Origin of the sequence: Cryobacterium sp. MP_M3 (assembly GCF_015752155.1) — a bacterium.
Lineage (GTDB): Bacteria > Actinomycetota > Actinomycetes > Actinomycetales > Microbacteriaceae > Cryobacterium.
On sequence record NZ_JADOVI010000004.1, the window covers coordinates 195,090 to 219,343 of the forward strand.

General features: G+C 70.9%; 17 protein-coding genes. 11 read left to right on the plus strand and 6 right to left on the minus strand.

The window, feature by feature from the left end; all coding sequences use genetic code 11:
• Nucleotides 1–186 precede the first annotated feature (186 nt).
• The 5 genes from IWX89_RS06995 to IWX89_RS07015 all read left to right on the plus strand — a co-directional run bounded on the left by IWX89_RS06995 (nt 187) and on the right by IWX89_RS07015 (nt 6,084).
• Entirely contained in the window at nt 187–975 is a 789-nt protein-coding gene (locus IWX89_RS06995; RefSeq protein WP_196902829.1) for a DeoR/GlpR family DNA-binding transcription regulator, read from the plus strand.
• The gene (locus IWX89_RS07000) at nt 972–1,943 is read left to right on the plus strand and encodes a 1-phosphofructokinase family hexose kinase (RefSeq protein ID WP_196902830.1); all 972 of its coding nucleotides are present in this window, start codon (nt 972–974) and stop codon (nt 1,941–1,943) included. The genes IWX89_RS06995 and IWX89_RS07000 overlap by 4 nt, the downstream gene beginning before the upstream one ends.
• Nucleotides 1,940–3,943 carry a fructose-specific PTS transporter subunit EIIC gene (locus IWX89_RS07005; RefSeq protein WP_196902831.1) on the plus strand — a complete coding sequence of 668 codons (2,004 nt, stop codon included), beginning with the start codon at nt 1,940–1,942 and terminating at the stop codon, nt 3,941–3,943. Before IWX89_RS07000 ends, IWX89_RS07005 begins: the two co-directional genes overlap by 4 nt.
• 92 nt (nt 3,944–4,035) lie before the next feature.
• Nucleotides 4,036–5,721 carry a phosphoenolpyruvate--protein phosphotransferase gene (gene ptsP, locus IWX89_RS07010; RefSeq protein ID WP_196902832.1) on the plus strand — a complete coding sequence of 562 codons (1,686 nt, stop codon included), beginning with the start codon at nt 4,036–4,038 and terminating at the stop codon, nt 5,719–5,721.
• An 84-nt stretch (nt 5,722–5,805) separates the two neighbouring features.
• Nucleotides 5,806–6,084: an HPr family phosphocarrier protein gene (locus IWX89_RS07015; RefSeq protein ID WP_196902833.1), complete on the plus strand. Its 279-nt coding sequence runs from the start codon at nt 5,806–5,808 to the stop codon at nt 6,082–6,084.
• Between the two features lie 128 nt (nt 6,085–6,212).
• Here IWX89_RS07015 and IWX89_RS07020 read toward each other — a convergent pair whose 3' ends face one another.
• A complete protein-coding gene (locus IWX89_RS07020; RefSeq protein WP_307836456.1) occupies nt 6,213–9,698 on the minus strand; it encodes a TM0106 family RecB-like putative nuclease in 3,486 nt (1,161 codons plus the stop codon).
• 221 nt (nt 9,699–9,919) lie between these two features.
• On the opposite strand from IWX89_RS07020, the gene IWX89_RS07025 reads away from it, so the two are divergent.
• The 3 genes from IWX89_RS07025 (at nt 9,920) to IWX89_RS07035 (ending at nt 12,826) form a co-directional block, all read left to right on the plus strand.
• The gene (locus tag IWX89_RS07025) at nt 9,920–10,195 is read left to right on the plus strand and encodes a hypothetical protein (RefSeq protein ID WP_374220497.1); all 276 of its coding nucleotides are present in this window, start codon (nt 9,920–9,922) and stop codon (nt 10,193–10,195) included.
• Nucleotides 10,196–10,197: 2 nt separating this feature from the next.
• On the plus strand, nt 10,198–11,226 hold the full coding sequence (locus IWX89_RS07030) for an FHA domain-containing protein (RefSeq protein ID WP_196902834.1): 1,029 nt from the start codon (nt 10,198–10,200) through the stop codon (nt 11,224–11,226).
• 199 nt (nt 11,227–11,425) lie between these two features.
• A complete protein-coding gene (locus tag IWX89_RS07035) occupies nt 11,426–12,826 on the plus strand; it encodes a putative Ig domain-containing protein (protein WP_196902835.1) in 1,401 nt (466 codons plus the stop codon).
• 63 nt (nt 12,827–12,889) lie between these two features.
• Here IWX89_RS07035 and IWX89_RS07040 read toward each other — a convergent pair whose 3' ends face one another.
• The 3 genes from IWX89_RS07040 to IWX89_RS07050 all read right to left on the minus strand — a co-directional run bounded on the left by IWX89_RS07040 (nt 12,890) and on the right by IWX89_RS07050 (nt 16,808).
• The gene (locus IWX89_RS07040; RefSeq protein WP_196902836.1) at nt 12,890–14,554 is read right to left on the minus strand and encodes a DHA2 family efflux MFS transporter permease subunit; all 1,665 of its coding nucleotides are present in this window, start codon (nt 14,552–14,554) and stop codon (nt 12,890–12,892) included.
• Nucleotides 14,551–15,357, minus strand: coding sequence for a tryptophan-rich sensory protein (locus tag IWX89_RS07045; RefSeq protein WP_196902837.1), 807 nt, complete (start codon nt 15,355–15,357; stop codon nt 14,551–14,553). Before IWX89_RS07045 ends, IWX89_RS07040 begins: the two co-directional genes overlap by 4 nt.
• Nucleotides 15,358–15,518: 161 nt before the next feature.
• On the minus strand, nt 15,519–16,808 hold the full coding sequence (locus tag IWX89_RS07050; protein WP_196902838.1) for an LCP family protein: 1,290 nt from the start codon (nt 16,806–16,808) through the stop codon (nt 15,519–15,521).
• Between the two features lie 132 nt (nt 16,809–16,940).
• On the opposite strand from IWX89_RS07050, the gene IWX89_RS07055 reads away from it, so the two are divergent.
• Nucleotides 16,941–17,327 (plus strand): VOC family protein, encoded by a 387-nt coding sequence (locus tag IWX89_RS07055; RefSeq protein WP_196902839.1) that lies wholly within the window; start codon nt 16,941–16,943, stop codon nt 17,325–17,327.
• A 1-nt stretch (nt 17,328) separates the two neighbouring features.
• Here the strand turns inward: IWX89_RS07055 and IWX89_RS07060 are convergent, their stop codons facing one another.
• A complete protein-coding gene (locus IWX89_RS07060; protein WP_196902840.1) occupies nt 17,329–18,036 on the minus strand; it encodes an HAD family phosphatase in 708 nt (235 codons plus the stop codon).
• Between the two features lie 92 nt (nt 18,037–18,128).
• Between IWX89_RS07060 and IWX89_RS07065 the strand changes: the two genes are divergently transcribed.
• Entirely contained in the window at nt 18,129–20,285 is a 2,157-nt protein-coding gene (locus IWX89_RS07065) for a S9 family peptidase (protein ID WP_196902841.1), read from the plus strand.
• Between the two features lie 148 nt (nt 20,286–20,433).
• The gene (locus IWX89_RS18770) at nt 20,434–23,595 is read left to right on the plus strand and encodes a DEAD/DEAH box helicase (RefSeq protein ID WP_196902842.1); all 3,162 of its coding nucleotides are present in this window, start codon (nt 20,434–20,436) and stop codon (nt 23,593–23,595) included.
• A 51-nt stretch (nt 23,596–23,646) separates the two neighbouring features.
• Here the strand turns inward: IWX89_RS18770 and IWX89_RS07075 are convergent, their stop codons facing one another.
• The gene (locus IWX89_RS07075) at nt 23,647–24,174 is read right to left on the minus strand and encodes a flavodoxin domain-containing protein (protein WP_196902843.1); all 528 of its coding nucleotides are present in this window, start codon (nt 24,172–24,174) and stop codon (nt 23,647–23,649) included.
• Between the last annotated feature and the right edge of the window lie 80 nt (nt 24,175–24,254).

Sequence of the window (24,254 nt, forward strand, 5' to 3'; positions counted from 1 at the left end):
CGCTATGTGCGACCGCGGACATCCCCCCGGAGGATCGCCACCGCGGAGGCCGGCGATGCTGAAATCGCCCCCGAACGAGAATGATTCTTTGTTTGTCTGCGTTTTTCTTGACAAACAAAAGCAAACACAGGTAGCGTGAAGATTGTTCACACAGTGACCCCGGTCACTCAACGTCGAGGAGGTCTCGTGTTCGCAGAAGAGCGTCAGGCCCTGATCATCGATCTGGTCTCCAGTTCGAGTCGGGTCACGGTCAGTGAACTCGCGAGCCGCTTCGACATCACCCCGGAGACCGTGCGCCGGGACCTCGACACCCTCGAAGGCGCGCGCCAGTTGCGCCGGGTCCACGGCGGGGCGGTGGCCCTCGACCGGCTGAGCATGTCCGAGCAGAGCCTCGAGGAACGGCAGACCCAGCACCACGACGAGAAGGAACGGATCGCCGCCGCCGCCTTCACGCTGATCCCGGCCAGCCAGACCGGCTCGATCCTGCTCGATGCCGGAACCACCACCGAACTCCTCGCCGACCTCCTCGTCGACTGGTCGCCGGCAGACCCGGGAGACGAGCTCCTCGTCATCACCAACGCCGTGCCGATCGCCACGAAGCTGGCCGGCAACGACGACATCCAGTTGTACATCCTCGGCGGCCGCGTCCGCGGTCTCACCCGGGCCGTCGTCGGGCCGAGCACCATCGCCCAGCTCGACGCCCTGCGCCCCGACATCGGCTTCGTCGGCGCGAACGGCGTGCACGCCGAGTTCGGGTTCAGCACCCCGGATGCCGTCGAGTCGGCCGTGAAGACAGCCATCGTCCGTTCGGCCCGGCGCGTCGTCGCGCTGGCCGATTCCTCCAAGCTCGACAAGGAAACCCTGCTCCGCTTCGCGGCCCTCGGCGAAATCGACGTGCTGATCACGGACGCTCCCCCATCACTGGAACTTGCCGCGGCCCTCGCCGCGGCCGACGTTGAGGTTGTGATCGCGTGATCATCACGTTTACCCCCAATCCGAGCCTGGACCGCACGATCGGCCTGAGCGGGCCGCTCGCCCGCGGCGAAGTGCAGCGGGCCGTGTCCTCATCCGAGGAACCGGGCGGCAAGGGCGTCAACATCTGCCGCGCCCTCGAGGCATCCGGCCTGCCGAGCCTCGCCATCCTGCCCGGCGATGAACTCGATCCCGTGCTGCAGGGCCTTCGCGCGGCCGGGATCCCCTACCTCGGCATGCCGATCGGCGCCGCGATTCGCAGCAACGTCGCGATCACGGAACCCGACGGCACCACGACCAAGGTCAACGTTCCCGGACCGCAGCTCAGCACCGACCAGCAGCACGCGCTGATCGCCCTGGTGCTGGAGAAGTCCGAGGGCGCCGATTGGCTCGTGCTGGCCGGATCCCTGCCGCCGGGCGTGCCGGTGGACTTCTACGCCGACATCACCCGGCAGCTGCGGGCCCGCTACGGCGCCGCCACCCCCAGGGTCGCCGTCGACTCGTCAGGCCCGCCGCTGGCCGCCGCCGTCACCGCGGCGCCCGACCTGATCAAACCCAACGGCGAGGAGTTGGCCGAGCTCACCGGCATCCCCGACGCCGACGCGCTCGAGGCAGACCCGGCGCTGGTCGCCAGGGCCTCCGAACGCCTCGTCGCCGCCGGGGTCGGGGCCGTGCTGGCCACCCTCGGCGCCAAGGGCGCCGTGCTGGTGACCGAGGCCGGCGCCTGGCTGGCCCAGACGCCGCCGATGATCGCCGCCAGCACCGTCGGCGCCGGCGATTCGTCGCTGGCCGGATTCCTGCTCAGCACCATTGCCGGGGCATCCGCGCCCGACTCCCTTCGTCAGGCCGCCGCCCATGGGGCAGCAGCCGCGTCCCTGCCGGGCTCGACCGTGCCGGCAGTGAACCAAACCAGACCTGGCGATGTCACCGTGACGTCGCTTGTTACCCATCCAAAGGAGGATGTCCAGTGAGTGCACTGATCACGCCGGAGCTTGTTGCTCTGGATATGAATCTCGGAGCCGCTCCCTCGAGCGTAATCCGGCATCTTGCCGAGCTGATCGTCGGCGCCGGCCGGGCCACCGAGATCGAGGGCCTCTACGCGGATGCCCTCGCCCGCGAGGCGAAGACGGCCACCGGCATCCCCGGCGGCCTTGCCATCCCGCATTGCCGTTCGTCCGCTGTGACCGAGCCGACGCTGGCGTTGGCCCGGTTGACCTCGCCCGTCGACTTCGGGGCCAAGGACGGCCCTGCCGACCTGGTCTTCCTGATCGCCGCGCCAGAGGGAGCCGACCAGGAACACCTGAAGATCCTGGCGAAGCTCGCCCGTTCGCTGATGAAGAGCGACTTCACCGCCGCCCTGCGCGCCGCCAAGTCGCCGGCCGAGATCGTCGAACTGGTCACCAACGTCATCGCCCCCGTCACCGTGGGTGCGGGCGCGGTCGGCGCCGACAACGCCAACGCCGGCACCAGCTCCAGCTCGTCATCGGTCAAGCGCATCGTCGCCGTCACCGCCTGCCCCACCGGAATCGCGCACACCTACATGGCTGCCGATTCCCTGGTCGCGGCGGCCAAGGCCGCCGGCGTCGACCTGCAGGTCGAGACGCAGGGCTCCGCCGGCCTGACCATGCTCGACCCGGCCGTCATCGCCGCCGCCGACGCCGTCATCTTCGCCGTTGACGTCGACGTGCGCGGGCGTGAGCGCTTCGCCGGCAAGCCGGTCATCCAGGCTCCGGTCAAGCGGGGCATCGACGAACCGGCCAAGCTCATCCAGGACGCGCTCGCCGCGGCCAAGAACCCGAACGCGCGTCGCGTCGGCGGAAACGTCGGCGTCGTCGAGGCCGACACCAAGAACGAGCACTTCGGCCAGAAGGTCAAGCGCGCGCTGCTCACCGGTGTCAGCTACATGATCCCGTTCGTCGCCGGTGGAGGTCTCCTCATCGCCCTCGGCTTCCTGCTCGGCGGCTACGAGATCACCAAGGTTGCCGACGTCGTCGTGCTGCAGAACAGCCTGTTCAACCTCCCTGAGGGTGGCCTGCTGATCTACCTCGGCGCCGTCTTCTTCAAGATCGGCGCCCTGTCGATGGGCTTCCTGGTTCCGGCGCTCGGCGGATACATCGCATACGCGATCGCCGACCGCCCCGGGATCGCGCCCGGCTTCGTCGCCGGCGCCGTCGCGGGCTTCATGGGTGCGGGCTTCCTCGGCGGCATCGCCGGTGGTCTCCTCGCCGGTGTCGCGGCAGCGAGCTTTGCCAAGCTCGACGTTCCGCGCTGGCTCCGCAGCCTGATGCCCGTCGTCATCATCCCGCTGGTCGCCTCGATCGTCGCATCCGGCCTGATGTTCCTCGTGCTCGGCGGTCCGATCGCCTGGATCACCAAGAACCTGAACGAATGGCTCACCGGCATGAGCGGTGCGTCGGCGATCATCCTCGGTCTGATCCTCGGCCTGATGATGGGCTTCGACCTCGGCGGCCCGGTCAACAAGGTTGCCTACGCCTTCGCCGTCGCCGGCCTCGGCACCGCCACCATCGCCAACCAGGCGCCGTGGCAGATCATGGCCGCGGTCATGGCCGCCGGCATGGTTCCGCCGCTCGCCATGGCCCTGGCCACGGTGGTCGACAAGAAGCTGTTCAGCCTGGTCGAACGTGAGAACGGCAAGGCGGCCTGGCTGCTCGGGGCATCCTTCATCTCCGAAGGCGCCATCCCGTTCGCCGCGGCCGACGTGTTCCGGGTCATCCCGGCCAGCATGATCGGCGCCGGCGTCACCGGTGCCCTGTCGATGGCCTGGGGCGTGACCTCGAAGGCACCGCACGGCGGAGTCTTCGTCTTCTTCGCCATTGACAGCTTCCCGCTCTGGGCCCTCGCGATCGCGATCGGAACCGTCGTCGCGGCGTTCGTCGTGATCGTGCTCAAGCGGTACGCAGTCCGCAAGTCCAGCGTCGACGCGGAGACCCCCGCACTCGTCAACGCGTAACCATCACGTCGGCCGCCGTGTCACAAGCACGGCGGCCGACGCGTAGCATGAAATAGCGTGGGCAAATCGCTGCGCATGAAAGAGGTTATCCCGTGCAGAATTTCTCTGGAGTAGGCGTCAGCCCAGGACGGATCATCGGCTCCGTCCGACAGATGCCGAAACCGGTCAGCGAACCCCCCGTCGGTGAGCGACTGTCGTCGTCGATGACAGCGGATGAGGCCACGGCCAGTCTGCGCGCGGCGTCGAAGGTCGTGCAGTCCGAGCTCCAGGGGCGCGCCGCCGCCGCAACGGGTGCCAGCAAGGCAGTGCTCGAAGCCACCGCGCTGATGGCGGCCGATCCCATGCTGATCAAGGCGGCCGTGAAACTCATCGCCACCGGCACCTCCGCCGAGCGGGCGATCTGGGAGTCCGGCGCATCCGTTGCCGAGATGCTGCACAATCTCGGCGGCTACATGGCAGACCGGGCCACGGACGTCCTCGACGTTCGCGCACGCATCGTCGCTGAACTCCGCGGGGTGCCTGCGCCCGGGATTCCGCAATCCACCGAACCCTTTATTCTCGTGGCGGAAGACCTCGCCCCCGCCGACACCGCCACCCTGGACCCGGCGAAGGTCCTGGCCCTGGTCACCTCCGGCGGCGGCCCGCAGTCGCACACCGCCATTATCGCCCGCGCCCTCGGCCTGCCGGCCGTGGTGGCCGCCCCCGGCGTCGACGAACTCGTCGACGGCACCGAGGTCTACGTCGACGGCGCCGCCGGCACCGTCAGCGTCAACCCCGGCGCCGACGAGCAGGCGCTCGTTGCCGCCTGGCTGCTCGCCGCTGAAACCCTCGCCGTGTTCGACGGCACCGGCAGCACCGCCGACGGTCACCTCGTGCCCCTGCTCGCCAATGTCGGCGGGGCCGTGGATGCGGTCAAGGCCGCCGAGCTCGGCGCCCAGGGCGTCGGCCTGCTCCGCACCGAGTTCTGCTTCCTCGAGCGCGACACCGAACCGACCATCGACGAGCAGGTCGTCGCCTACCGCGGCGTCTTCGACGCGTTCCCGGGCAAGAAGGTCGTCGTGCGCACCCTCGACGCCGGCGCCGACAAGCCCCTCCCGTTCCTGACCGACACCACCGAGCCCAACCCGTCACTGGGTGTGCGCGGCTACCGCACGGACCTGACCACCCCCGGCGTGCTCAAGCGCCAGCTCACCGCGATCGCCACCGCGGCCGCCGACTCCCCCGCCGAAGTGTGGGTGATGGCGCCGATGATCGCGACCGTCGACGAGGCCGCCGACTTCGCCGCGATGTGCCGCGTCGCCGGACTGAAGATCCCCGGGGTCATGGTCGAGGTGCCGTCCGCTGCGCTGCTCGCGGATCGGATCCTCGGCGAGGTCGACTTCGTCAGCCTCGGCACGAACGACCTCACCCAGTACACGATGGCCGCCGACCGCCAGCTCGGCACCCTTGCCGCGCTGAACTCGCCGTGGCAGCCTGCCGTGCTGCACCTGATCAAGCTGACCGTCGCCGGGTCGATCGCCCAGGGCAAGAGCAAGCCCGTCGGCGTCTGCGGCGAGGCTGCGGCCGACCCCGTGCTCGCCGTCGTGCTCGTCGGTCTCGGCGTCGCGACGCTCTCGATGACCGCCCGTTCACTCTCCGCCGTCGGCGCTGTGCTGAAGAGCGTCACCCTCGACGAGGCGAAGCGCCTGGCCGAGCTGGCTCTCTCGGCCCGGAACGCCGACGAAGCGCGCACCCGCGTGCGCGCCGAGCTGCCGATCCTCGAAAAACTGGGCCTCTGAGCCCCGACGCACCATTTTCGCGGCGCACCACGCCGCACCACAGTCGCCGGGCACAACTCGACGAGCACCAAATGAGGAGAAACCATGTCCGAACGTAAAGCCACCATCGCCAGCCGGGTGGGCCTGCACGCCCGCCCCGCGTCCATCTTCGCCGCGGCCGTCGGCGAACTGCCGATCGAGGTCACCATCGGCCTCGAGGCCGACCCGGTGGAAGACGCCATGGATGCCTCGAGCATCCTGAGCCTGATGAGCCTCGGGGCCGCCAACGGCGCCGTCGTCGTGCTCCGCGCCGAGGGCGAGGGTGCCGACGAGGCCCTCGAAGCCCTCGTCAAGATCCTCGAAACCGACCTCGACGCCGAGTAGCACCCGGCCGTTCCCCCTTGGCTGGCCGGCCTGTCCCGGCCGGCCATGCCCCCGACTTCGACCCTTCCGGTCGAGACCGACCCGCGCACCGGGCGGTCTCGACCGGAAGGGTCGATCTCGGCGCCCGGCTACGGCGCGGCGGGGGTCACCAGGGTGATGAACGCGCTCAGCTGGGTGAGCACCTCGACGCTGGTCGGCAGCGACTCGGTCAGCGCCGGCGAATAGACCAGCCAGGCCGCCCACTGCGCCCGCGAGACGGCCACGTTCAGACGGTTCGCGAGGAGCAGGAACTCCAGGCCCCGCGGCACGTCCTCGGCGGCCGACGCCGCGAGTGAGACGATCGCGACCGCCGCCTCCCGCCCCTGGAACTTGTCCACGGTCCCGACCGGCACCAGGCCGAAACCGGCCTCCTTCAGCCTGCCGCGGAGGAGTTCCACCTGGGCGTTGTACGGCGCCACGACGATCACGTCGTCCTGCCCGAGCGGCGCGGTGACACCCCCGGATGTCCAGGGTCGCCCCAGCAGGTCGGCCACGAGCCCGACCACGACCTCCGCCTCCTCGACCGACGAGGTCGCGTTGCCGGAATGCGCCACGGGCAGCGGGTGCAGCCCGGGAGTCACCCCGGCCAGGCTGCGGTCCGACGGGTGCGAGAGCAGCTTGCCCTCATAGGACAGCGCCGAGACGGGAGCGCAGACCGCGGGGTGCATCCGCCAGCTGGTGGCGAGGAAGTAGCCGAATTCGGCCGGCAGCACCCGGTGCCCGTCGCTCAGCCAGCCGAGCGCGGACTCGTCAACGGGTTCGGGGTGCGTGCCCTGGCTCACCTGCGGCAGCTGCTGCGGGTCGCCCAGGAGCAGCAGTCGCTGCGCCGAGACGGCCGCGGCGATCGTGCTGGCCAGGGAGAACTGGCCGGCCTCGTCGACGACGAGCAGGTCGAGGGACCCGCGCGGCATCCGGTCGGCGTTGCTGAAGTCCCAGGCGGTGCCGCCGACCACCCAGCCGCCGGGGCGGCCGGTGAACGCGCCGAAGGTCCTGGTGTCGAGAAGCGCCCACGGAACGGGCTTGTTCTCCTCGCCCTTGCGGGCCTTCTTGCCGACCCGATCGGGGTCGAGGCCGACCGTTGCGCCGGCGGTGAGCACCGCGCGGAGCATATTCTCCACCGCGGCGTGGGACTGGGCGACAACGCCGATCGTCCAGCCGTGGTTGACGACGAGGTCGGCGATCACCCTCGACCCGACGTAGGTCTTGCCGGTGCCGGGCGGTCCCTGCACCGCGAGGTAGGAACGGTCAAGGCGCAGCAGGCTGTCCAGGATGGCCGGCTGCACGTCGCCGTCCCGCGGCCGGGCGAGGCCGGGCTCCGCGGTGGCTCCGGGCGAGTCGCCCGTGCCGGCCCGGAGCCGCGGCGGCCGGCGACGGAGCAGGTCGAATGCGGCATCCTGCAACGGCTCCGGCCAGGCGCCGAGCACGGCCCGGCCCCAGTCCGAGATCGCCCCGACCTGGCTGCCGGCCGGCGGCGGGGTGCCGGGGGTCAGCGCGATCGGCAGTTCGTGGTGGGTGGGGGCGTCCCGCTCGAGGATCTCCTCGACGACGAAGACCGACTCGTCGATCACCTCGACGATGGTGGCCTTGTCGTGCGCGGTGCGGGCGCCCGGCTCGGTGCTGGGCCGGATCGGCGGGTACGGCGGGTCGTAGAGCAGGAACGGGTTCTGGCCGACCTTGAGCGAGCTGCCGGGGGCGAGCGCGCCCGAGATGCGCAGCAGGCGCCGGTCGAGGCGTTGCCGGCCCTCCCGGTGCCACTCCGTCTGCACGATGACGGAGTCCACGACGAGCACATCGCGGGTGTCGGCCCACTCGTCGACGGGCGACCCGAGACGCGAGTAGTGGTCCCACCAGAACGACTTCTGTTCCCGCCGGTGGTAGTCGATCGCGGCGGCGGCCAGGGCGAGCGCCGTCTGGTCGGCGCTCCGATCGGCGGGCGCCACCGCGGCCAGGAGGCCGGCGAGCTCGAGGTAGACCGGGTCGGGCTCGCGCACGGGCAGGTCGAAGGCCAGGTCCGCGGCCGGCGCCGACGCAACCGCGCTCTCGGCGGCGCGCTCGCGCAGCCAGTCGCGCAGCCGCCGGGTGGAGCGGCAGTCGTAGGCGTTGTACCGGGCGATGTCGGCGAGAACGTCGGCCGCGGCATCCGCGTCGCCGTTCGCCAGCAGCTCGCGTGACCGCACGTACTCGGTGATCGAGTCGGCGGCGTTGGCGACGCCCTCCCGTTCGTCGCTGCCCATGTAGAGCGGCTCGAGCTTCTTCAGGGAGTAGCTGCGGCTGCCGATGCGCAGGCCCTGCCGCACCACCGGGTAGAGGTCGACGAGGACGTGGTCCCTGAGCAGGCCGTCGACGGCGTCCTCGCCCACCCCGTGCCGGGCCGCGAGGGTGAGCAGGTGGGTGCGTTCGTAGGGGGCGTAGTGGTAGATGTGCATCCCGGGATGCCGCTCCCGCCGTTCCCGCACGTAGTCGAGGAACTCGATCAGGGCCCGGCGTTCCTCGGCGTGGCTGTGCGCCCAGAACGAACGGAAGGTGTCGTCGGGTTCGACCAGGCCGAAGAGGTAGTCCAGCCCCCAGACGACACCGGTTTGGCCGGCCTCGCCCGCGTCTTCCTGGTACAGCGGGTCGCCCTCGAAATCGAAGAAGATGTCGCCCTCGTCGGGTGCCGGCAACGCCTGCAGCGCGAGCGGGTTGATCACCTCCCAGTTCACGGGCCGGTCGGCGACGGCCGGCGTGACCTGCAGCCTGGCCTGCTCGCTGAGCGTGTGCAGCGTGGCATCCGAGAGGCCGGGGACCGGGCCTGCCGCCGCCGCCAGCTGTTCGATCGTCTCCACGCCGGCGGCGCGCAGCTTCGCGCGCTGGCTGAGCCGCAGGTTCGCGACGAGCAGCACGTCGCGGTACCGCTGCACCTGGTCGTCGCAGAGGTCGCAGCGCCCGCAGGCGGTGTAGCGCGGGTCGCCCCACTCGGTCGGCCCGGTGTCGGCCAGCCGGTCGTCGACGAGGCGTTCCAGCCTGGCCCGGCGGGTGCGGTAGACGGGCAGGATGTCCCGCAATCGGTGCGAACTCGTGCGCCCGTCGCCGAGCAGCAGATGCACCTGCTCCCCCGTGGGGATGCCCATCCGTTCGAGCTGGTCGCTGTACGCCGCCAGCTGCAGCAGCGCGGTGATCTTGGCCTTGCGCGCCAGTTTCGTGTCGTACACCTCGTAGCTCGTGCCGTCGCCGGAGCGGATGATGAAGTCCGCGTAGCCGAGGAACCGGCCGTCGAAGAAGGCGGCCTGGAACACCACCTCGGCGCCGCCGGAGAGCGCCGCCTCGCTCGCCCGCACGGCGGAGCCGATCTCGGCGAGGGCCGGGCGTTCGATCTCGACGACCTGGCGGGTCTCGCGCAGCCGGGTGAGCATCCGCAGTTCGTGCGCATCGCCCAGCTCGGCAGTGCGCGCGAGCATGGCGTCGGGCGTCTCGGCGATCGGGTCGATCCGCCCGAGTTTCGCGTCGAGCCTGCGCATCAGCGCCCATTCGCAGCCGGCGGCGGCGCTGAGATCGCTCGCTGAATAGACGATGGTGCCGGGATCGAGCAGGAACACGGTGGCCTCCAGGGGTGCTCCCCCGAGGCTAACCGAACCCTCCGACGGTGTCGCCCTGAGAGCCTGCTGTGGATTCGCTACGGGCGTTCCGGCCTCAACTACTCTGGCGTCACGGCAGACAGCGGAGCAGCTGGATGCCGGAGCAGACGGACCCTGATCCGGGACGGTTCCGCACCTGCCTGAGCCAGTCTCCTCCCGGTGAAACCGAAAGAGAGTGCACCGTGACCGACGACTCGACCACAGACCAGACCTCGCCCGCCCCAACCGGCGCGAACGGACCCGAGGCCCACAGCATCCGGGACTGGACCGACCTCGGCAAGGAGATGTGGTCCTATCTCACCGGGAAGAGTGCGGTCATCAACTACAGCTTCATCGACATGACCGTCGAGGTGCCGCGGGATATCGGACCCGACGCACCGCGGGCGACCTGGAAACTCAACGGCACCCTGCGCGTCACCACGAGTGAGAACGCCGGCGCCGAATCCCTCCCCCAGTAGCCATGACCGCGACCACCCGGCTGGACATCGACCTGGCCTTCTCGCTGGCCGAACCGAGCCTGCCCCCGACCACGGCGGACCAGACGGCGGCCGGTGCGGCGGTGCCGGCGCCGACCGTCGAGACGATGTCCGGCACGGTCAGGGCCGCCGGCCTCGATGTCGAGATCTTCGCCGGCAAGCCCGAGTTGTTCGTTTCCCCGTCGGTCAGGCTGAAGGACCTTCGCCGGATCGCGGCTGACCTTTCCGACCGCGGCCTGACGGTGTCGCTGAGCGGGCCGAACGGGCTCATCGTTCGCGTGGGGGCGGTGACCGCTCCCCCGCTCCAGCGGGTTCTGACCGGGTCGTCCCATATCGTCCTCGGCAGCCGGGCCGCGCTCACGCCACTGCTGCGGCGGAGGTCACGGCGCCGGGGCGCGCCCCCGCTGCCCACCGTGCCGTTGCCGCCGTCGACCCTGTTCCCGCTGGTCCCGACGTTCGACCGGCGGATCCGCCGCCGGGTCACGACGACCCACTACGCGCCGGGAGCCGGGCGGCCTCGGCTCGTGTTCGTCGTCGGCTCGGAGAACTGGAACGGACAGACACCGCGGGAGTTCGATCTGCTGCCCGGGGTCACCACGATCGGGTCCGGACCGGACTGCGACCTCCGGCTGGATGGTCTGCAACCGGTGCACGCCGAGATCCGGCACGACCGAAACGACGAATACGTGCTGTTCCCCCTCGGCCCGGTGGCCGGCGGCACGAAGCAGGAAGTTCGGCCGCACGGCGGCGGACAGATTCTGCGCACCGGCGCCCGGATCGAAATGGGGCCGTGGCGGATGGCCTTCTTCCGGGAGGAATACGCCGACCACGGTCGACCGTTCGGAGGCCGGCTCGGCGGCGAGCTCGCCGTTCAACGGCCGCAGCCCGCCCGCACCGCGGCCCCGCCCGAGCGCACCGGAGCCGACCGTTCAGGCACCGGTGCCGGCAGCGCCCAGCAGGAGGGCGACGTGCGCCCCGACCTGGGCGGGCGACTGGACGACTCCGAGATCTGAGCGCCGACCCGGTCGCGGCGCACCCTCGGGAAGCCGGCGCACGGCGCAGCGTGCGCCCGCTTGCACAGGGTGCGCCGCGACGGATGCCGCCGGCCGCGCCGCCGTATGCCCCGCATCCGGGGGTCCCGTCCCTATCGGAGCGCCCGCGGGGCGACTACTGTCCCCACGGACGACTGCCCCACGGATGACGGGAGACCCCATGCACACATCCTCCGCCGGGCGCCTCGGCCTCCGGGCCGGCACGGCACTCGCCCTGGCCGGCGCGATCGTCGTCGCCCCGGTCGCACTCCAGGCGGCCTTCGCGGCCTGGGCCGTCGCCGACACCATCCCGGTGGGCTTCAACCCGTTCGGCGTCGCCGTCGACGCGGGCACCAGCACCGTCTACGTGGCCGCCGGAACTCCCGCCGCGGTGTCGGTCATCGACGCGGGGGTCGTCACCGCGACCATTCCCCTCCCCTCAGGGGCCACCGGCGTCGCGGTCGACCCCGTGACCCACACCGTGTACGTCACCGGCGACAACCGGGTCTCCGTGATCGACGGGGCGACGGATGCCGTCACCGGCACGATCGACCTCGGCTCCCCTGCCGACCAGGTCGCCGTGGACCCCGGAACCAGGGCCCTCTACGTCACCTCCCCGGACAGCGGCACGGTGACCCTGGTCGACGGGGCAACGGAGTCGGTCATGGGCAGCGTCACCGTCGGCACCAGCGTCAAGGGAGTCGCCGTCGACACCGTCAGCCACGCAGCCTACGTCACCGATTCCGACAACGCCACGGTCACCGTGCTCGACGGCACCACCGTCGTCGGTACCATTCCGGTCGGGGCGTTCCCGTACGGGGTCGCGGTCGATTCGACCAGCCACACCGTCTATGTCACGAACGCGGGCGACAACACCGTCTCCGTCATCGACGGCACCGCCGCCGCCGTGACCGCCACCATCGCCGTCGGCACCGCCCCGTACCGGGTCGCGGTCGACCCGTCGAACCGGACCGTCTTCGTCACCAACATCAACGGCAACACCGTGTCAGTGATCGACGGCGCCGCCAACACGGTCACCGCCACCGTCCCCGTGCCCAACGCGCCCTACGGTGTCGCCGTCGACCCGGGGACGCACCGCGCCTATGTCGGCAGCACGGACGGCAGCACCGTCACCGTGCTCGCCGACCTGCCGGCCATCACCTCGGGGCCGCCGTCCAGCGGCGTCGTCGGCGGCGCGTACCGGTTCGCTCTGACGGCCTCCGGCCTCTCCGATCCCGTCTTCCGGATCATCGGCGGGTCTCTCCCCACCGGCCTGATCCTCGACTCGGCGACCGGCGTGATCGCCGGCACGCCCTCCGCCGCCGGGACCAGTTCGGTCGTCATCTCCGTTGCCAATGCCGACGGAATCGGCGGCAACCCGGCCGCGACGGCAACCTACTCGATCGTGATCGCCCCCGCGGCAGCGCCAGCACAGCCTGGGCCGGCCGCGCCGGCCGCCCCCGCGAAGCCGCACCTGGCCCCCACCGGCGTCGACCTCGGTGGGGCGGCCGCGGCGGCGGCGCTCATCCTCGCCGGTGCCGCTCTCTTCCTGCTCCGCCGCCCCCGGCACCGCCTTCCCTGATCTGCAATCCCTGACCCGCAAGCCAGGGCATTGTGGGGTGACGGGCCGGGCGGCCGGGTCGATCTAGGCGGGACCGCCGACCCCGGCGGGGGCGGCATCCGTGTCGAGGGGAATCCGGTGCGGAGCAGTGCCGGAGAGCCGCAGCGTCGCCAGGAAGCCGAGCACGAGGAAACCGGCCGCGGCGAAGGCGGAGTACCGGGTCCCCTCGCTGAACGCGTCCCGCGCGGCCTCCGCGAGGGCCGGGCTCCGGGCCTCGAGTGCCGGGATGGCCGCACCGGCGCTGTCGACGACCGCGTCGACGACCTGGGACTGAGCGGCCGCCGGGATGCCCGGCAGGTCGGCGAGTTTCGCGTCGAGCGACGCCCCGACCGAGGTGAACAACACGGTGCCGAGCACGGCGATGCCCAGGGCGGAACCGATCTGCCTGGCGGTGCTCGAGGTGCCGGAGCCCTGGCCGCTCTTCTCGACCGGCACGTCCTTGAGCACGACCCCGGTGAGTTGCGCGGTCGCGAGCCCCACGCCGATGCCGTAGACGAAGAGGAACGGCACGACCGACAGCCAGGTGGCATCCTTCGAGATGACGACCCCGAGACCCGTGACGCCGATGATCTCCGCGACGATGCCCAGCCGCACGATGGACTCCGGGGAGACCTTGTTGCCGAACGCGCCGGCCAGGCCGCTCGCCACGAAGGAGCCCAGGGCCAGGGCGAGCAGCACGAAACCGGTCTGCAGCGCGTCGTAGCCGAGCACGTTCTGCAGCCAGAGCGGCAGGGAGAGGATGATCCCGAATTCGCCGAGCGAGACGATCATGGCCGCGATGTTGCCGTTGCGGAACGAGGCGATCCGGAACAGCGAGAAGGCGAGCAGGGTGGTCCGGCCCGTGCGCTGGCGGTACAGACCCCAGGCGACGAACGCCACCCCGGCGACGAGCGTGACCGCGAACGCGAACGGGATCGGCGACAGTTCGAACGGCCAGGTCCAGTCGCCGATCACCATAGCCTTGTTGGTCAGCCACCAGCCGTAGCTGCGCCCCTCGATCAGACCGAAGACGAGCGACGCGCTGGTGAGCACGGAGAGCACCGCGCCGACGACGTCGACCCGGCGCGGCTCGCCGGCGTCCCGGGATTCGACCACGAAGGTGAGCACGCCGATGACGATGATGATGCCGAGCGGCACGTTGATGCCGAACGCCCAGCGCCAGGAGAAGTAGGTGGTGAGCCAGCCGCCGAGGAGCGGGCCGACAGCCACCATGCCGCCGATCGTGGAGCCCCAGATGGCGAACGCGATGCCACGGTCGCGGCCGCGGAAGGTGGCGTTGATCAGCGACAGGGTTGTCGGCAGCACCATCGCCCCGCCGACGCCCTGGACCAGGCGCGCGCCGATCAGGAGATCGCCCGATCCGGAGAACGCGGCGAGCACGGATGCCGCGGCGAAGACGACGACGCCGAGCAGCAGGATGCGGCGGCGCCCGTAGCGGTCGGCGAGGGTGCCGAACACCAGCAGCAGCGCCGCGAAGACGAGCGTGTAGCTCTCCTGCACCCACTGCACCTGGGTGGAGGTGATGGCGAGGTCGTCGACGATCGAGGGGATGGCCACGTTGATGATCGTGGAGTCGACGATGATGAGCGCGACGGCGACGCTGATGAAGACCAGGCCGGCCCAGCGGCGACGGGGAGAGCCCGTGGCCTCGGCGGGGCGCGCGGCACGGTCGGAGGCGGGGATGGTCATGCGGTGGCCAATCGGGGAGCGACGGATTTCGCGCCGCGCAGGCGCAGGGCGAGGGTGAGAAGGACGATGACGGCGACGGCGACCAGGGCCGCGATCGCCGCCGGGGTGGACGGCGGGCTGCCGGTCAGCCGCGCGACGGCCAGCCAGGCCAGCCCCCAGGACAGGGACACGGCGGGGGCGAGGCGCCCGCGGCCGGCGACGGCGATCAGCACCCCGACGAGCCCCGCAACGGCAACGACGGCGACCGCCCACACGTCCGGTGAGGCGCCGAAACCGTCGAAGCCGGCCGCTACCAGGACCGCGGTCACGTTGGCGGCGGTGGCGACGCAGACCCAGCCGAGGTAGAGGCCGATCGTGCCATCGGCGAGGACGGTCTCGATCAGGTTCTTCGGCCGCGAAGCCAGGGTGATCCGGAACGTCAGCACGAGCACGGCGAGCAGGAGCACGATCACCGGCACGCTGAGCCAGAGCTGGTCGAACTGCACGCTCAGGATCCACGCCGCGTTCAGCAGGAGCGACGCGGCTACCGGGTAGCCGAGGCGACGCTGACGGGCATCCGTCTTCTGCGCGGGCAGGAACTGCCAGATGGCGTAGCCGATCAGGCCGAGGTAGATCGGGGTCCAGATGCCGAACGCCGGAACGGCGGGAGCGATCAGGGTGGCGTCGGCGGCGAGCGCACCGCCCGACGCGTTCTGGATCGGCGTGCCGCCGGCCGCACCCGAACCGATGAATGAGCCGATGATCGCCAGGATCGCGCTGACCAGCACGACGCCCTGGCGGAGAAGGTCACTGCCCTGCTTCATCTCATCCTCCTAATAGTCAATTAGCTTAGCTAGTTGACGTTAGCACTGGATGAGGGTCGGGAAAAGACCCGGCCAATCCCGACACTAACCCCGCCGGGTCAGGTCGAGTCGGGTCAGGTCGAGTCGGGTCAGGTCGAGTCGGGCTGGGCGCACCAGCCGGGTCAGTAGTCGTACGCGATGGAGCAGGTCTGCTGGTTCGCGGTCTGGCCGCGCAGCCCGGCGATCGTTTCCGGCGCGGCGGGCGCCGGCGTCGCGGCCGGATCGGTGGCGGCCGGGTCGGGCGTCTCGGCCGGTGCCGGCGTTTCGGCGGGAGCCGGCGCGGCCGGATCGGCCTGGGTGCTGTTGCCGAGGGAGTTCTCGTCGAGCGTGAACGGCTGGTCGGCCTGAATTTTGGCGAACAGGGCAGTGGCGAGCTCTTCCGAGGGCACCAGCTTCGCGGTGTTCTCGGGGTCCTCCGCCGACGGGTACTGCACGAAGACGAGCTTGTCCAGGTCGATGTCCTTGAGCGCGAGCGCCATGCTCACCATGGTCGGGATGTTCGCGAGCGAGGTGGAGAGCTTGAGGTTCGTTCCGGCCGCGTTGGCCAGGCCGGTGAGCTTCGACACGTCGGTGAGGGTCGAGTTGCTCTTCATCACGCGCATCAGCGAGGACATGTAGGCCTGCTGCGATGAGATTCGGGACAGGTCGCTGCCGTCGCCGACGCCGTGGCGGCTGCGAAGGTAGGACAGGGCCGTCTGGCCGGCGACGACGCTGGTGCCCGCGGGCAGGTTGAGGCCGGAGAGCGGGTCGTCGATGGCATCGTTGAGGCAGATCGGAACGCCGCCCACGGCATCCGCCATCGCCACGGTGCCCTGGAACGAGATCAGCCCGGCGTAGGGGATGTCCAGCCCGGTGAGTTCGGAGACCGTCGAGACGACGCAGCCGAGGCCGCCGCGGCCGTAGGACGCGTTGACGGCCTCGGCGTCGACGGCGGAGTTGACGTCACCGGTGTCGGGGTTGGTGCACTCGGGCTGGGCGATGACAAGGTCGCGCGGGATGCTGACGACGACGGCGCTCTTGTGGTCGGCAGAGACGTGCAGGAGGATGTTGACGTCGTTCAGGGTCGTGTCGCGTTCGCCATAGGACTCACCCTGGGCGGTGGAGTTGTCCACGCCGACCACCAGCACATTGAAGCCGCCGGCGAAGGAGGCCGCTTTGGCGGTCTTCGCGGGCTTCTTGCCGTTGGAGATGTCCACCGAGTTGGCGGCGACCTTGGTGGCGAACTGGTTCACGGCGATGGCGGCGACGGATGCCCCGCTCACCAGTGCGACAGCCAGCGTGATCGCGACCACCTTGAGCAGCGGCGCCCAGAACTCACGCCAGCGGGAATGGCGTTTGTGGCGCACGAGACCGGTCGCTTTGGCCTGGCGACGGGCGTCTCCACGCCCGGTCGGCTTCTGCTCCCGTGCCATTGATCTCCCTGCCGATGAATTTTGCGCTAATCAACCACCATATAGTCGGCACCCGTGTGCGCCCTGAAGATTCCTGTGGATGCCTCACAGACGGCGTCCCTCACACCGCGGTCGACGTGCGAAACTGCCGGGATGCGCATAAACGGAGTGCACCACATCGCCATCATCGCCAGCGACTACGAATTGTCGAAGGCGTTCTACCAGGACGTGCTCGGCGCCACCCTCGAGGCCGAGTACTTCCGGGCCGAACGGGATTCCTGGATGGGCAAGCTCGCCCTGAACGGGCATTACCTGATCGAGCTGTTCTCGTTCCCGGACACCCCGCCACGGCGGAGCGGCCCGGAGGCGCTCGGCCTGCGTCACCTGGCCTTCGAGGTCGACGACGTGCCGGCGACCCACGCCGAACTCCTGCGGAAGGGCGTCGATTGCGAGGAACTCAGGGTGGACCCGAACAACGGAAAGGCCATGTTCTTCTTCCGCGACCCCGACGGCCTCCCGCTGGAGATCTACCAGAGCTGATTCACGCCGGGAGCAGCTCGACGCCGACCCCGTCGTCCTGCACCAGGATCCGAAGCCGGTCCAGGCCCGGCACGACGAGATCAGCGACCAGGTCGGCCGCGGCGTGGGTTCCCTCGACGCCGATGGTGGCGCAGCCGGCGGCGCGGGCCGCCTCCAGGCCGGCCGGGGCGTCCTCCACGACGAGGCAGCGGGCCGGGTCGACGCCGAGGCGCGCGGCGGCGGCCAGGAACGGCTCGGGGAACGGCTTGCCCCGGCTCGTCTCCTCGATGGTGACGACCGTTGCGACGGCGGGGACGCCGGCGGCGGTCAGGCGCACCAGGCAGAGCGCCCGGGTGGCGGAGGTGACGATCGCCCGCCGGTGCTCGGGGATGCTCGCGAGGAGTTCCCCCGCGCCGGGGAGGATCGCGATGTCGCCCGTGTCGGCCAGTTCGAACTCGGTCAGCCGCGAGACGGCCAGGTCGACCTGGTCGGCCGGGACCAGGGTGGCGAGCATCTGGCGGGCCGGCACCCCGTGGCGGGCGCCCGTGAACGACTCGCCGAGGCCGGCCTCGTCGGCCCAGCGCCGCCAGGACCGGTTGACGGCGTTGGTCGAGTCGACGAGGGTGCCGTCCATGTCGAACAGCACAGCCTCGAAGACCCTGCCGTGCAGGGTGTTCGAGGTGTCGGGAGACTGCCGAGCTGCGGTCACGTCGGTCGGGGCATTCGTCATGGGTGTCCTTTCCCGGGGCCGCGATTGTCGGCTCCGGTCACCCTCGATTCTCCCCCACCGTCGTACGAGGGCGCTCCCCGTACGCTTGACCAATGACCATTCCTCCCCTTGCGGCGAAGAAGCCGACCCGGCGCGTGCACCACGACGACGTGTACATCGACGACTACGAGTGGCTGCGCGACAAGGACAACCCGGATGTCCTCGCTCACCTCGGCGCCGAGAACGACTACACGGATGCCCGCACGGCTCACCTCGAACCGCTGCGGGAGCAGCTCTTCGAGGAGTTCAAGGGCCGCACCCAGGAGACCGACCTCAGCGTGCCGGTGCGCGAGGGCCGGTGGTGGTACTACACCCGCACGGCCGAGGGTCAGGAGTACGGCATCCACTGCCGGGCCCCCATCACCGGGCCGGACGACTGGGAGCCGCCGGTGATCGCCGCCGACGGCGACCCGGCCACGGCCGGGCTCCCGGGCGAGCAGCTGCTGCTCGACGACAACGAGGAGGCGGCCGGGCACGACTTCTACTCGCTCGGCAGCTTCGATGTCAGCGCCGACGGGAGCCGGCTGCTCTACGCCGTCGACACCGAGGGCGACGAGCGGTACACGATCCGGGTGCGCGACCTGGCCACCGGGCAGAACCTCCCCGACGAGATCGAGGACACCGCCGAAGGCGCCCTGTTCGATCCGAGTGGCCGCTACCTCTTCTACACCACGGTCGACGACGCCTGGCGGCCGGACACCGTCTGGCGGCACGAGGTGGGCGGGGCGGCATCCGTCGACAGCGAGGTGTTCCACGAGCCCGACGAACGGTTCTGGGTCGGCGTCGGCGTCACCCGCAGCCGCAAGTTCCTGCTGGTCGAGGCCGGGTCGAGCGTGACGACCGAGACCCGGCTGCTCGCCGCGGACGACCCGACCGGCGAGTTCGCGGTGGTCTGGCCGCGCCGCGACGGCGTCGAATACGACGTGGAGCACGCCGTCGTCAACGGCGAAGACCGCCTGCTGATCGTGCACAACGACCACGCGGTCAACTTCGAGCTGGTCAGCGTGGCCGCGGTGGACCCCCAGGGCCCTCAGCGGATGCTGCTGCCCCACGACGACGCCGTGCGTCTGGAGGGCGTCGACGCGTTCCGCGACTTCGTCACCGCCGAATACCGCCGGGACGGGCTCACCCGGGTGGCCATCGCCCGCACCGGCACCGGCACGGACTCAGACTCCGGCCCAGACGGGCTCGACTTCGCCGAGCTCACCTTCGACGAACCGCTCTTCACGGTGGGCACCGGCGCCAACCCGGAGTGGGATCAGCCCACGGTGCGGTTCGGCTACACCAGCTTCCTCACGCCGTCGAGCGTGTACGACCATGTCGTCGCCACCGGCGAGCGCCGCCTGCTCAAGCAGCAGCCGGTGCGCGGCCAATACGACCCGAACCTGTTCGAACAGCGCCGGGAATGGGCGGTGGCCGGTGACGGCACCCGGGTGCCGATCTCGCTGGTCTTCCGCCGCGACCTGGTGCGCCCCGGGGTGCCGGCGCCGACCGTGCTCTACGGCTATGGGTCGTACGAACACAGCATCGACCCCGGCTTCAGCATCCCGCGGCTGAGCCTGCTCGACCGCGGCATGGTCTTCGCGATCGCGCACGTGCGCGGCGGCGGCGAACTGGGCCGCCCCTGGTACGAACAGGGCAAGAAGCTGCACAAGCGCAACAGCTTCACGGACTTCATCGACTGCGCCCGGCACCTGGTCGACCTGGACCTGACCAGCCCCGACCGGCTCGTCGCCGACGGCGGCAGCGCCGGCGGGCTGCTGATGGGCGCGGTCGCGAACCTGGCGCCGGAGCTGTTCGCCGGCATCCACGCCGCCGTGCCGTTCGTCGACCCGCTCACCTCGATCCTCGACCCGTCGCTGCCGCTCACCGTGATCGAGTGGGACGAGTGGGGCGACCCGCTGCACGACCCCGAGGTGTACGCGTACATGAAGGGATATTCCCCGCTCGAGAACGTGCGCGAGACGCAGTACCCGCGCATCCTCGCCGTGACCAGCCTGAACGACACCCGGGTGCTCTACGTCGAGCCCGCCAAGTGGGTGGCCCGGCTGCGCGAGGTCGGAGCGGATGCGCTGCTGAAAACCGAGATGTCGGCCGGCCACGGCGGGGTGTCCGGGCGCTACGCCGCCTGGCGCGAACGGGCCTTCGACTTCGCCTGGCTGATCGACGTGGCGGGCGCGCATCCGACCGGGGCCGCGCTGCCCGAGTAGCGCGCACCGCACCACCGCCCCAGCGCCCTTCCGCCGGGATGGAGATTCTCGCGACTCGCCGTTGCCGCCGCCGCGCACCCCGGCGTGTTCGGATTTTCTCCGATCCGACGTGCCGCGGGGCCCGGGTCGCGCGTGAGAGCATGGAGCCATGTCGCGCTCCGGGCCTCCAGCGGCATCCGCCGACTGGAAGCGGATCGCGGGGCCTCCGGCCGGGCCTGCGGCCGAGGCGACCGGCTCCCCCGCCGCCCGACCGCCGGTGTCGATGGGGCTGCAGTTCGAGTTGCGCGAGCAGACCCCCCGCACGAACGAGCGCTGGCGCGGTCCGACCGCGCGAACGGCCACCACCGTTCGGCCGGGGCACGGCGAGCTCCGGCTCGGGGTGCGGCCGGTCATCCTGAGCGGCCGGGGCAGCTGGGTGCGCACGAACGTGTCCTGGAACCAGCTCGGCTACCACCTGAACCGGCTGAATCTCAACCCTGAGCACCACCGATGGCTGAGCCAGCTGCTCGCCCTGCACCGGGCGGTGCGCGGCGTGTACACCAGCCAGGAAGCCGACTGGCTCTACCTCGACGACTTCACCAGCCCGCTGCTCTGGACCCTCTTCGACGAGGCCGCCGCGATCGGCCTCCAGCTGGTCGGCAGCAAGAAGGATGCCCAGGTCACGGTGGGCCGCACGGCTGGCCTGGGCCTCGACGCGAGCACCGACGCGGTCAACGCGGGCCTCCGTCTGGCCACCCGGCTGCAGATCGACGGCGAAGCCCACCCCGCCGAACACGCCGGGGCCATCGGCAGCCACGGACTCTACGCCTGGGCGCTCGGCGCCCGGCCACAACTCACCCTGGCCCCCGTCGACCGGCCGCTCAGCCCCGAACAGCTGCGGCTGCTCGGGCAGCCGGGCACGGTCGACGTGCCCGAGTCCGACGTGGCCGAGTTCCTGACCGTGTTCTACCCGGCACTGCGGCACGCCCTACCGGTCACGAGCACGGATGCCTCGGTGCACTTCCCCGAGGCAGACCCGCCCGTGCTCGTGCTCACGGCCCGGTTCCGGCCAAAGCAGGCGCTGGAGCTCGAGTGGCACTGGGAGCACCGGGAGGGTGCCCGCGTGACCCGGAGCCCGCTCCGGGCGGCCCCCGGCTCCCCCGACGCCGGCACCCCCGATGCAGGCACCCGCGAAGCAGGCACCCGCGAAGCCGGCACCCCCGATGCAGGCACCCGCGAAGCCGGCACCCCCGGCGCCGAGACGCCCGATACCCGTGAAGCCGCCATCCTCGCCGCCGCGGCCGACGCCCTCCGGCTGGACGGCCACCCGGCGCCCGGCCCGGCAGCCCGGCTCCTGCACGACATCGAGACGGCCGAGTACGCCGGACAGACCCTGCCGAGGCTCCGCTCGGTGCCGGGCGTGCGCGTCGACGTCGTCGGTGACCCGCCCGACTACCGTGAACTCACGGCGGTGCCCGAACTCACCGTGACCACGGTCGAGACCGATCGGCGCGACTGGTTCGATCTCGGCGTGCTGGTCACCGTCGACGGCCGGAGCGTGCCGTTCGGTCCCCTCTTCAAGGCCCTGGCCAAGGGGAAGGCCAAGCTGCTGCTGGTCGACAACAGCTACCTCTCCCTGCGCCAGCCGGTCTTCGAGCGCCTTCACGAGCTCATCGCCGAAGCCCGTGCCCTGCAGGAGTGGGACACCGGGCTGCGGATCAGCCGTCACCAGGCCGCTCTCTGGTCCGAGTTCGAGGACCTCGCCGACGAGACCGTGCAGGCCGTCGCCTGGCGGGCGACCGTGGCCGGGCTGCTCGCCCTCACCACCGCCGACGGGCAGACGGCCGGCCAGCCCCTCGCTGAGCCGCACTCCCTCGCCGAGCCCGGGTCCGTTCCCCTGCCGGCCGGACTCGTGGCCACGCTGCGCCCGTACCAGCTGCATGGTTTCGCCTGGCTCGCCTTCCTCTGGGAGCACCGGCTGGGCGGCATCCTCGCCGATGACATGGGGCTCGGCAAGACGTTGCAGACCCTGGCCCTGCTCGCCCACGCCACCGCGCAGCCGCGCACCCCCGGCCGACGGCCGTTCCTGGTCGTCGCCCCGACCTCGGTGGTCTCCAACTGGCTCGCCGAGGCCGCCCGGTTCACGCCCGGCCTCGTCGTGCGCGCCGTCACCGCGACCGAGGCGGCCGGCGGGGTACCGATTGCTTATGCCGCGGCCGGCGCCGACGTCGTCGTCACCTCATACGCGCTCTTCCGCCTCGACTTCGAGGCCTACCAGGCCGCCGGCTGGGCGGGGCTGGTCCTCGACGAGGCCCAGTTCGTCAAGAACCGCGCCTCGAAGGTGCACCTCTGCGCCCGGGACCTGGCCACCCCGTTCAAGCTCGCCCTCACCGGAACGCCGATGGAGAACAACCTGCTCGAACTGTGGGCCCTGTTCGCGATCGTCGCGCCCGGCCTCTTCCCCTCGGCCCGCCGCTTCGCCGAGGACTACCTGCGACCCGCCGCGACCGGCGCCGACCCGGCGCTGATCCATCGGCTGCGCCGCCGCATCCGGCCCCTGATGCTGCGCCGCACCAAGGACGTCGTCGCTCCGGAACTGCCGCCCAAGCAGGAGCAGACCCTGCAGATCGAGTTGAACCCGCGGCACCGGCGGCTCTACGACACGTTCCTGCAACGGGAGCGGCAGAAGCTGTTCGGCCTGATCGAAGACCTGGACCAGAACCGGTTCATCGTCTTCCGGTCGCTGACCCTGCTGCGCATGCTCAGCCTGGACCCCTCGCTGGTCGACGAGAAATACGCCGGGGTGTCCTCGAGCAAACTCGACGCCCTGTTCGATCAGCTCGCGGACGTCGTCGCCGAGGGACACCGGGCGCTCGTCTTCAGCCAGTTCACCTCTTTCCTCACCAAGGCGGCGGCCCGGCTCGACGCCGTGGGAATCGCCTACTGCTACCTCGACGGGTCGACGCTGCATCGTCCGGCCGTGATCGACCGGTTCAAGCAGGGCACCGCGCCGGTGTTCCTGATCAGCCTCAAGGCGGGCGGGTTCGGCCTGAACCTCACCGAGGCCGACTACGTCTTCCTGCTCGACCCATGGTGGAACCCGGCCACCGAGATGCAGGCGGTGGACCGCACCCACCGGATCGGCCAGACGAAGAACGTGATGGTCTACCGGATGGTCGCCACCGACACGATCGAGGAAAAGGTGATGGCGCTCAAGGAGCAGAAGGCGGCGCTCACCGGCTCGGTGCTCGACGGTGCAGGGACGGCCGGCGACGCCGGCTTCAGCGACGCGCTCACGGCCGACGACATCCGCGGCCTGCTGGAGCCTTGAGCCCCGGCGACGCCCTCAGGCGACCGCGGCGCGGGCGGCGTCGACGGGGCGTCAGCCCGCGGCCAGCTCCTCGGCGATCCCGGCCGCCCACTCGTCGATCGCGGCCCAGTCGCGGAAGTCTCCCTCGGGCAGCAGCTCGCGCCCGGACGGGATGCGCCGCACCAGCCGGTCCCGGCGACCGAGCCCGTTCGGGTCGAGGGCGCCGAAGAACACCTGGCGCCCGCGGGGGCTGAGCGCCTCACCGAACTCCTCGAACTGCTTCGGTTCGGCTTCCTTGAGCTTGTCGCGCCCCTCGGCATCCTTCGGGTCGGTGCCGAGCGGTCCGCTGCTGAACAGCCAGACCGGCTTGCCGGCCAGCTCCGCCAGGTTTCCCCGTACGAATCCGGTAGCCTCCTTGCGCCACGACCCCATGTAGACCGCACTGCCGAGCACGAAGGCGTCGTAGTCCGCCGGCTTGTCCACGGATGCGAGGGGCCGGGCGATCGCGTCGCAGCCCGCCTCGCGCAGCTTGCGGGCGATGCGCTCGGCAATTCCTTCGGTCGCACCGTACTTGCTCGAGAACCCCACGAGTACCGTCATGATGAGCGCCTCCTGTTTGTGCTGCCTCGGTACGTCAATCGTAACGACCGAGGGCCGGATCGGGCTGCGCCAACAGCGGG

Bases quoted from the DNA above. Each gene is read 5' to 3' on its own strand.
- IWX89_RS18770 (WP_196902842.1), top strand. From the start codon at position 20,434: ATGTCGCGCTCCGGGCCTCCAGCGGCATCCGCCGACTGGAAGCGGATC.
- IWX89_RS07040 (WP_196902836.1), bottom strand. From the start codon at position 14,554: ATGACCATCCCCGCCTCCGACCGTGCCGCGCGCCCCGCCGAGGCCACG.
- IWX89_RS07035 (WP_196902835.1), top strand. From the start codon at position 11,426: ATGCACACATCCTCCGCCGGGCGCCTCGGCCTCCGGGCCGGCACGGCA.
- IWX89_RS07030 (WP_196902834.1), top strand. From the start codon at position 10,198: ATGACCGCGACCACCCGGCTGGACATCGACCTGGCCTTCTCGCTGGCC.
- IWX89_RS07045 (WP_196902837.1), bottom strand. From the start codon at position 15,357: ATGAAGCAGGGCAGTGACCTTCTCCGCCAGGGCGTCGTGCTGGTCAGC.
- IWX89_RS07075 (WP_196902843.1), bottom strand. From the start codon at position 24,174: ATGACGGTACTCGTGGGGTTCTCGAGCAAGTACGGTGCGACCGAAGGA.
- IWX89_RS07060 (WP_196902840.1), bottom strand. From the start codon at position 18,036: ATGACGAATGCCCCGACCGACGTGACCGCAGCTCGGCAGTCTCCCGAC.
- IWX89_RS07050 (WP_196902838.1), bottom strand. From the start codon at position 16,808: ATGGCACGGGAGCAGAAGCCGACCGGGCGTGGAGACGCCCGTCGCCAG.
- IWX89_RS07065 (WP_196902841.1), top strand. From the start codon at position 18,129: ATGACCATTCCTCCCCTTGCGGCGAAGAAGCCGACCCGGCGCGTGCAC.
- IWX89_RS07015 (WP_196902833.1), top strand. From the start codon at position 5,806: ATGTCCGAACGTAAAGCCACCATCGCCAGCCGGGTGGGCCTGCACGCC.
- IWX89_RS07055 (WP_196902839.1), top strand. From the start codon at position 16,941: ATGCGCATAAACGGAGTGCACCACATCGCCATCATCGCCAGCGACTAC.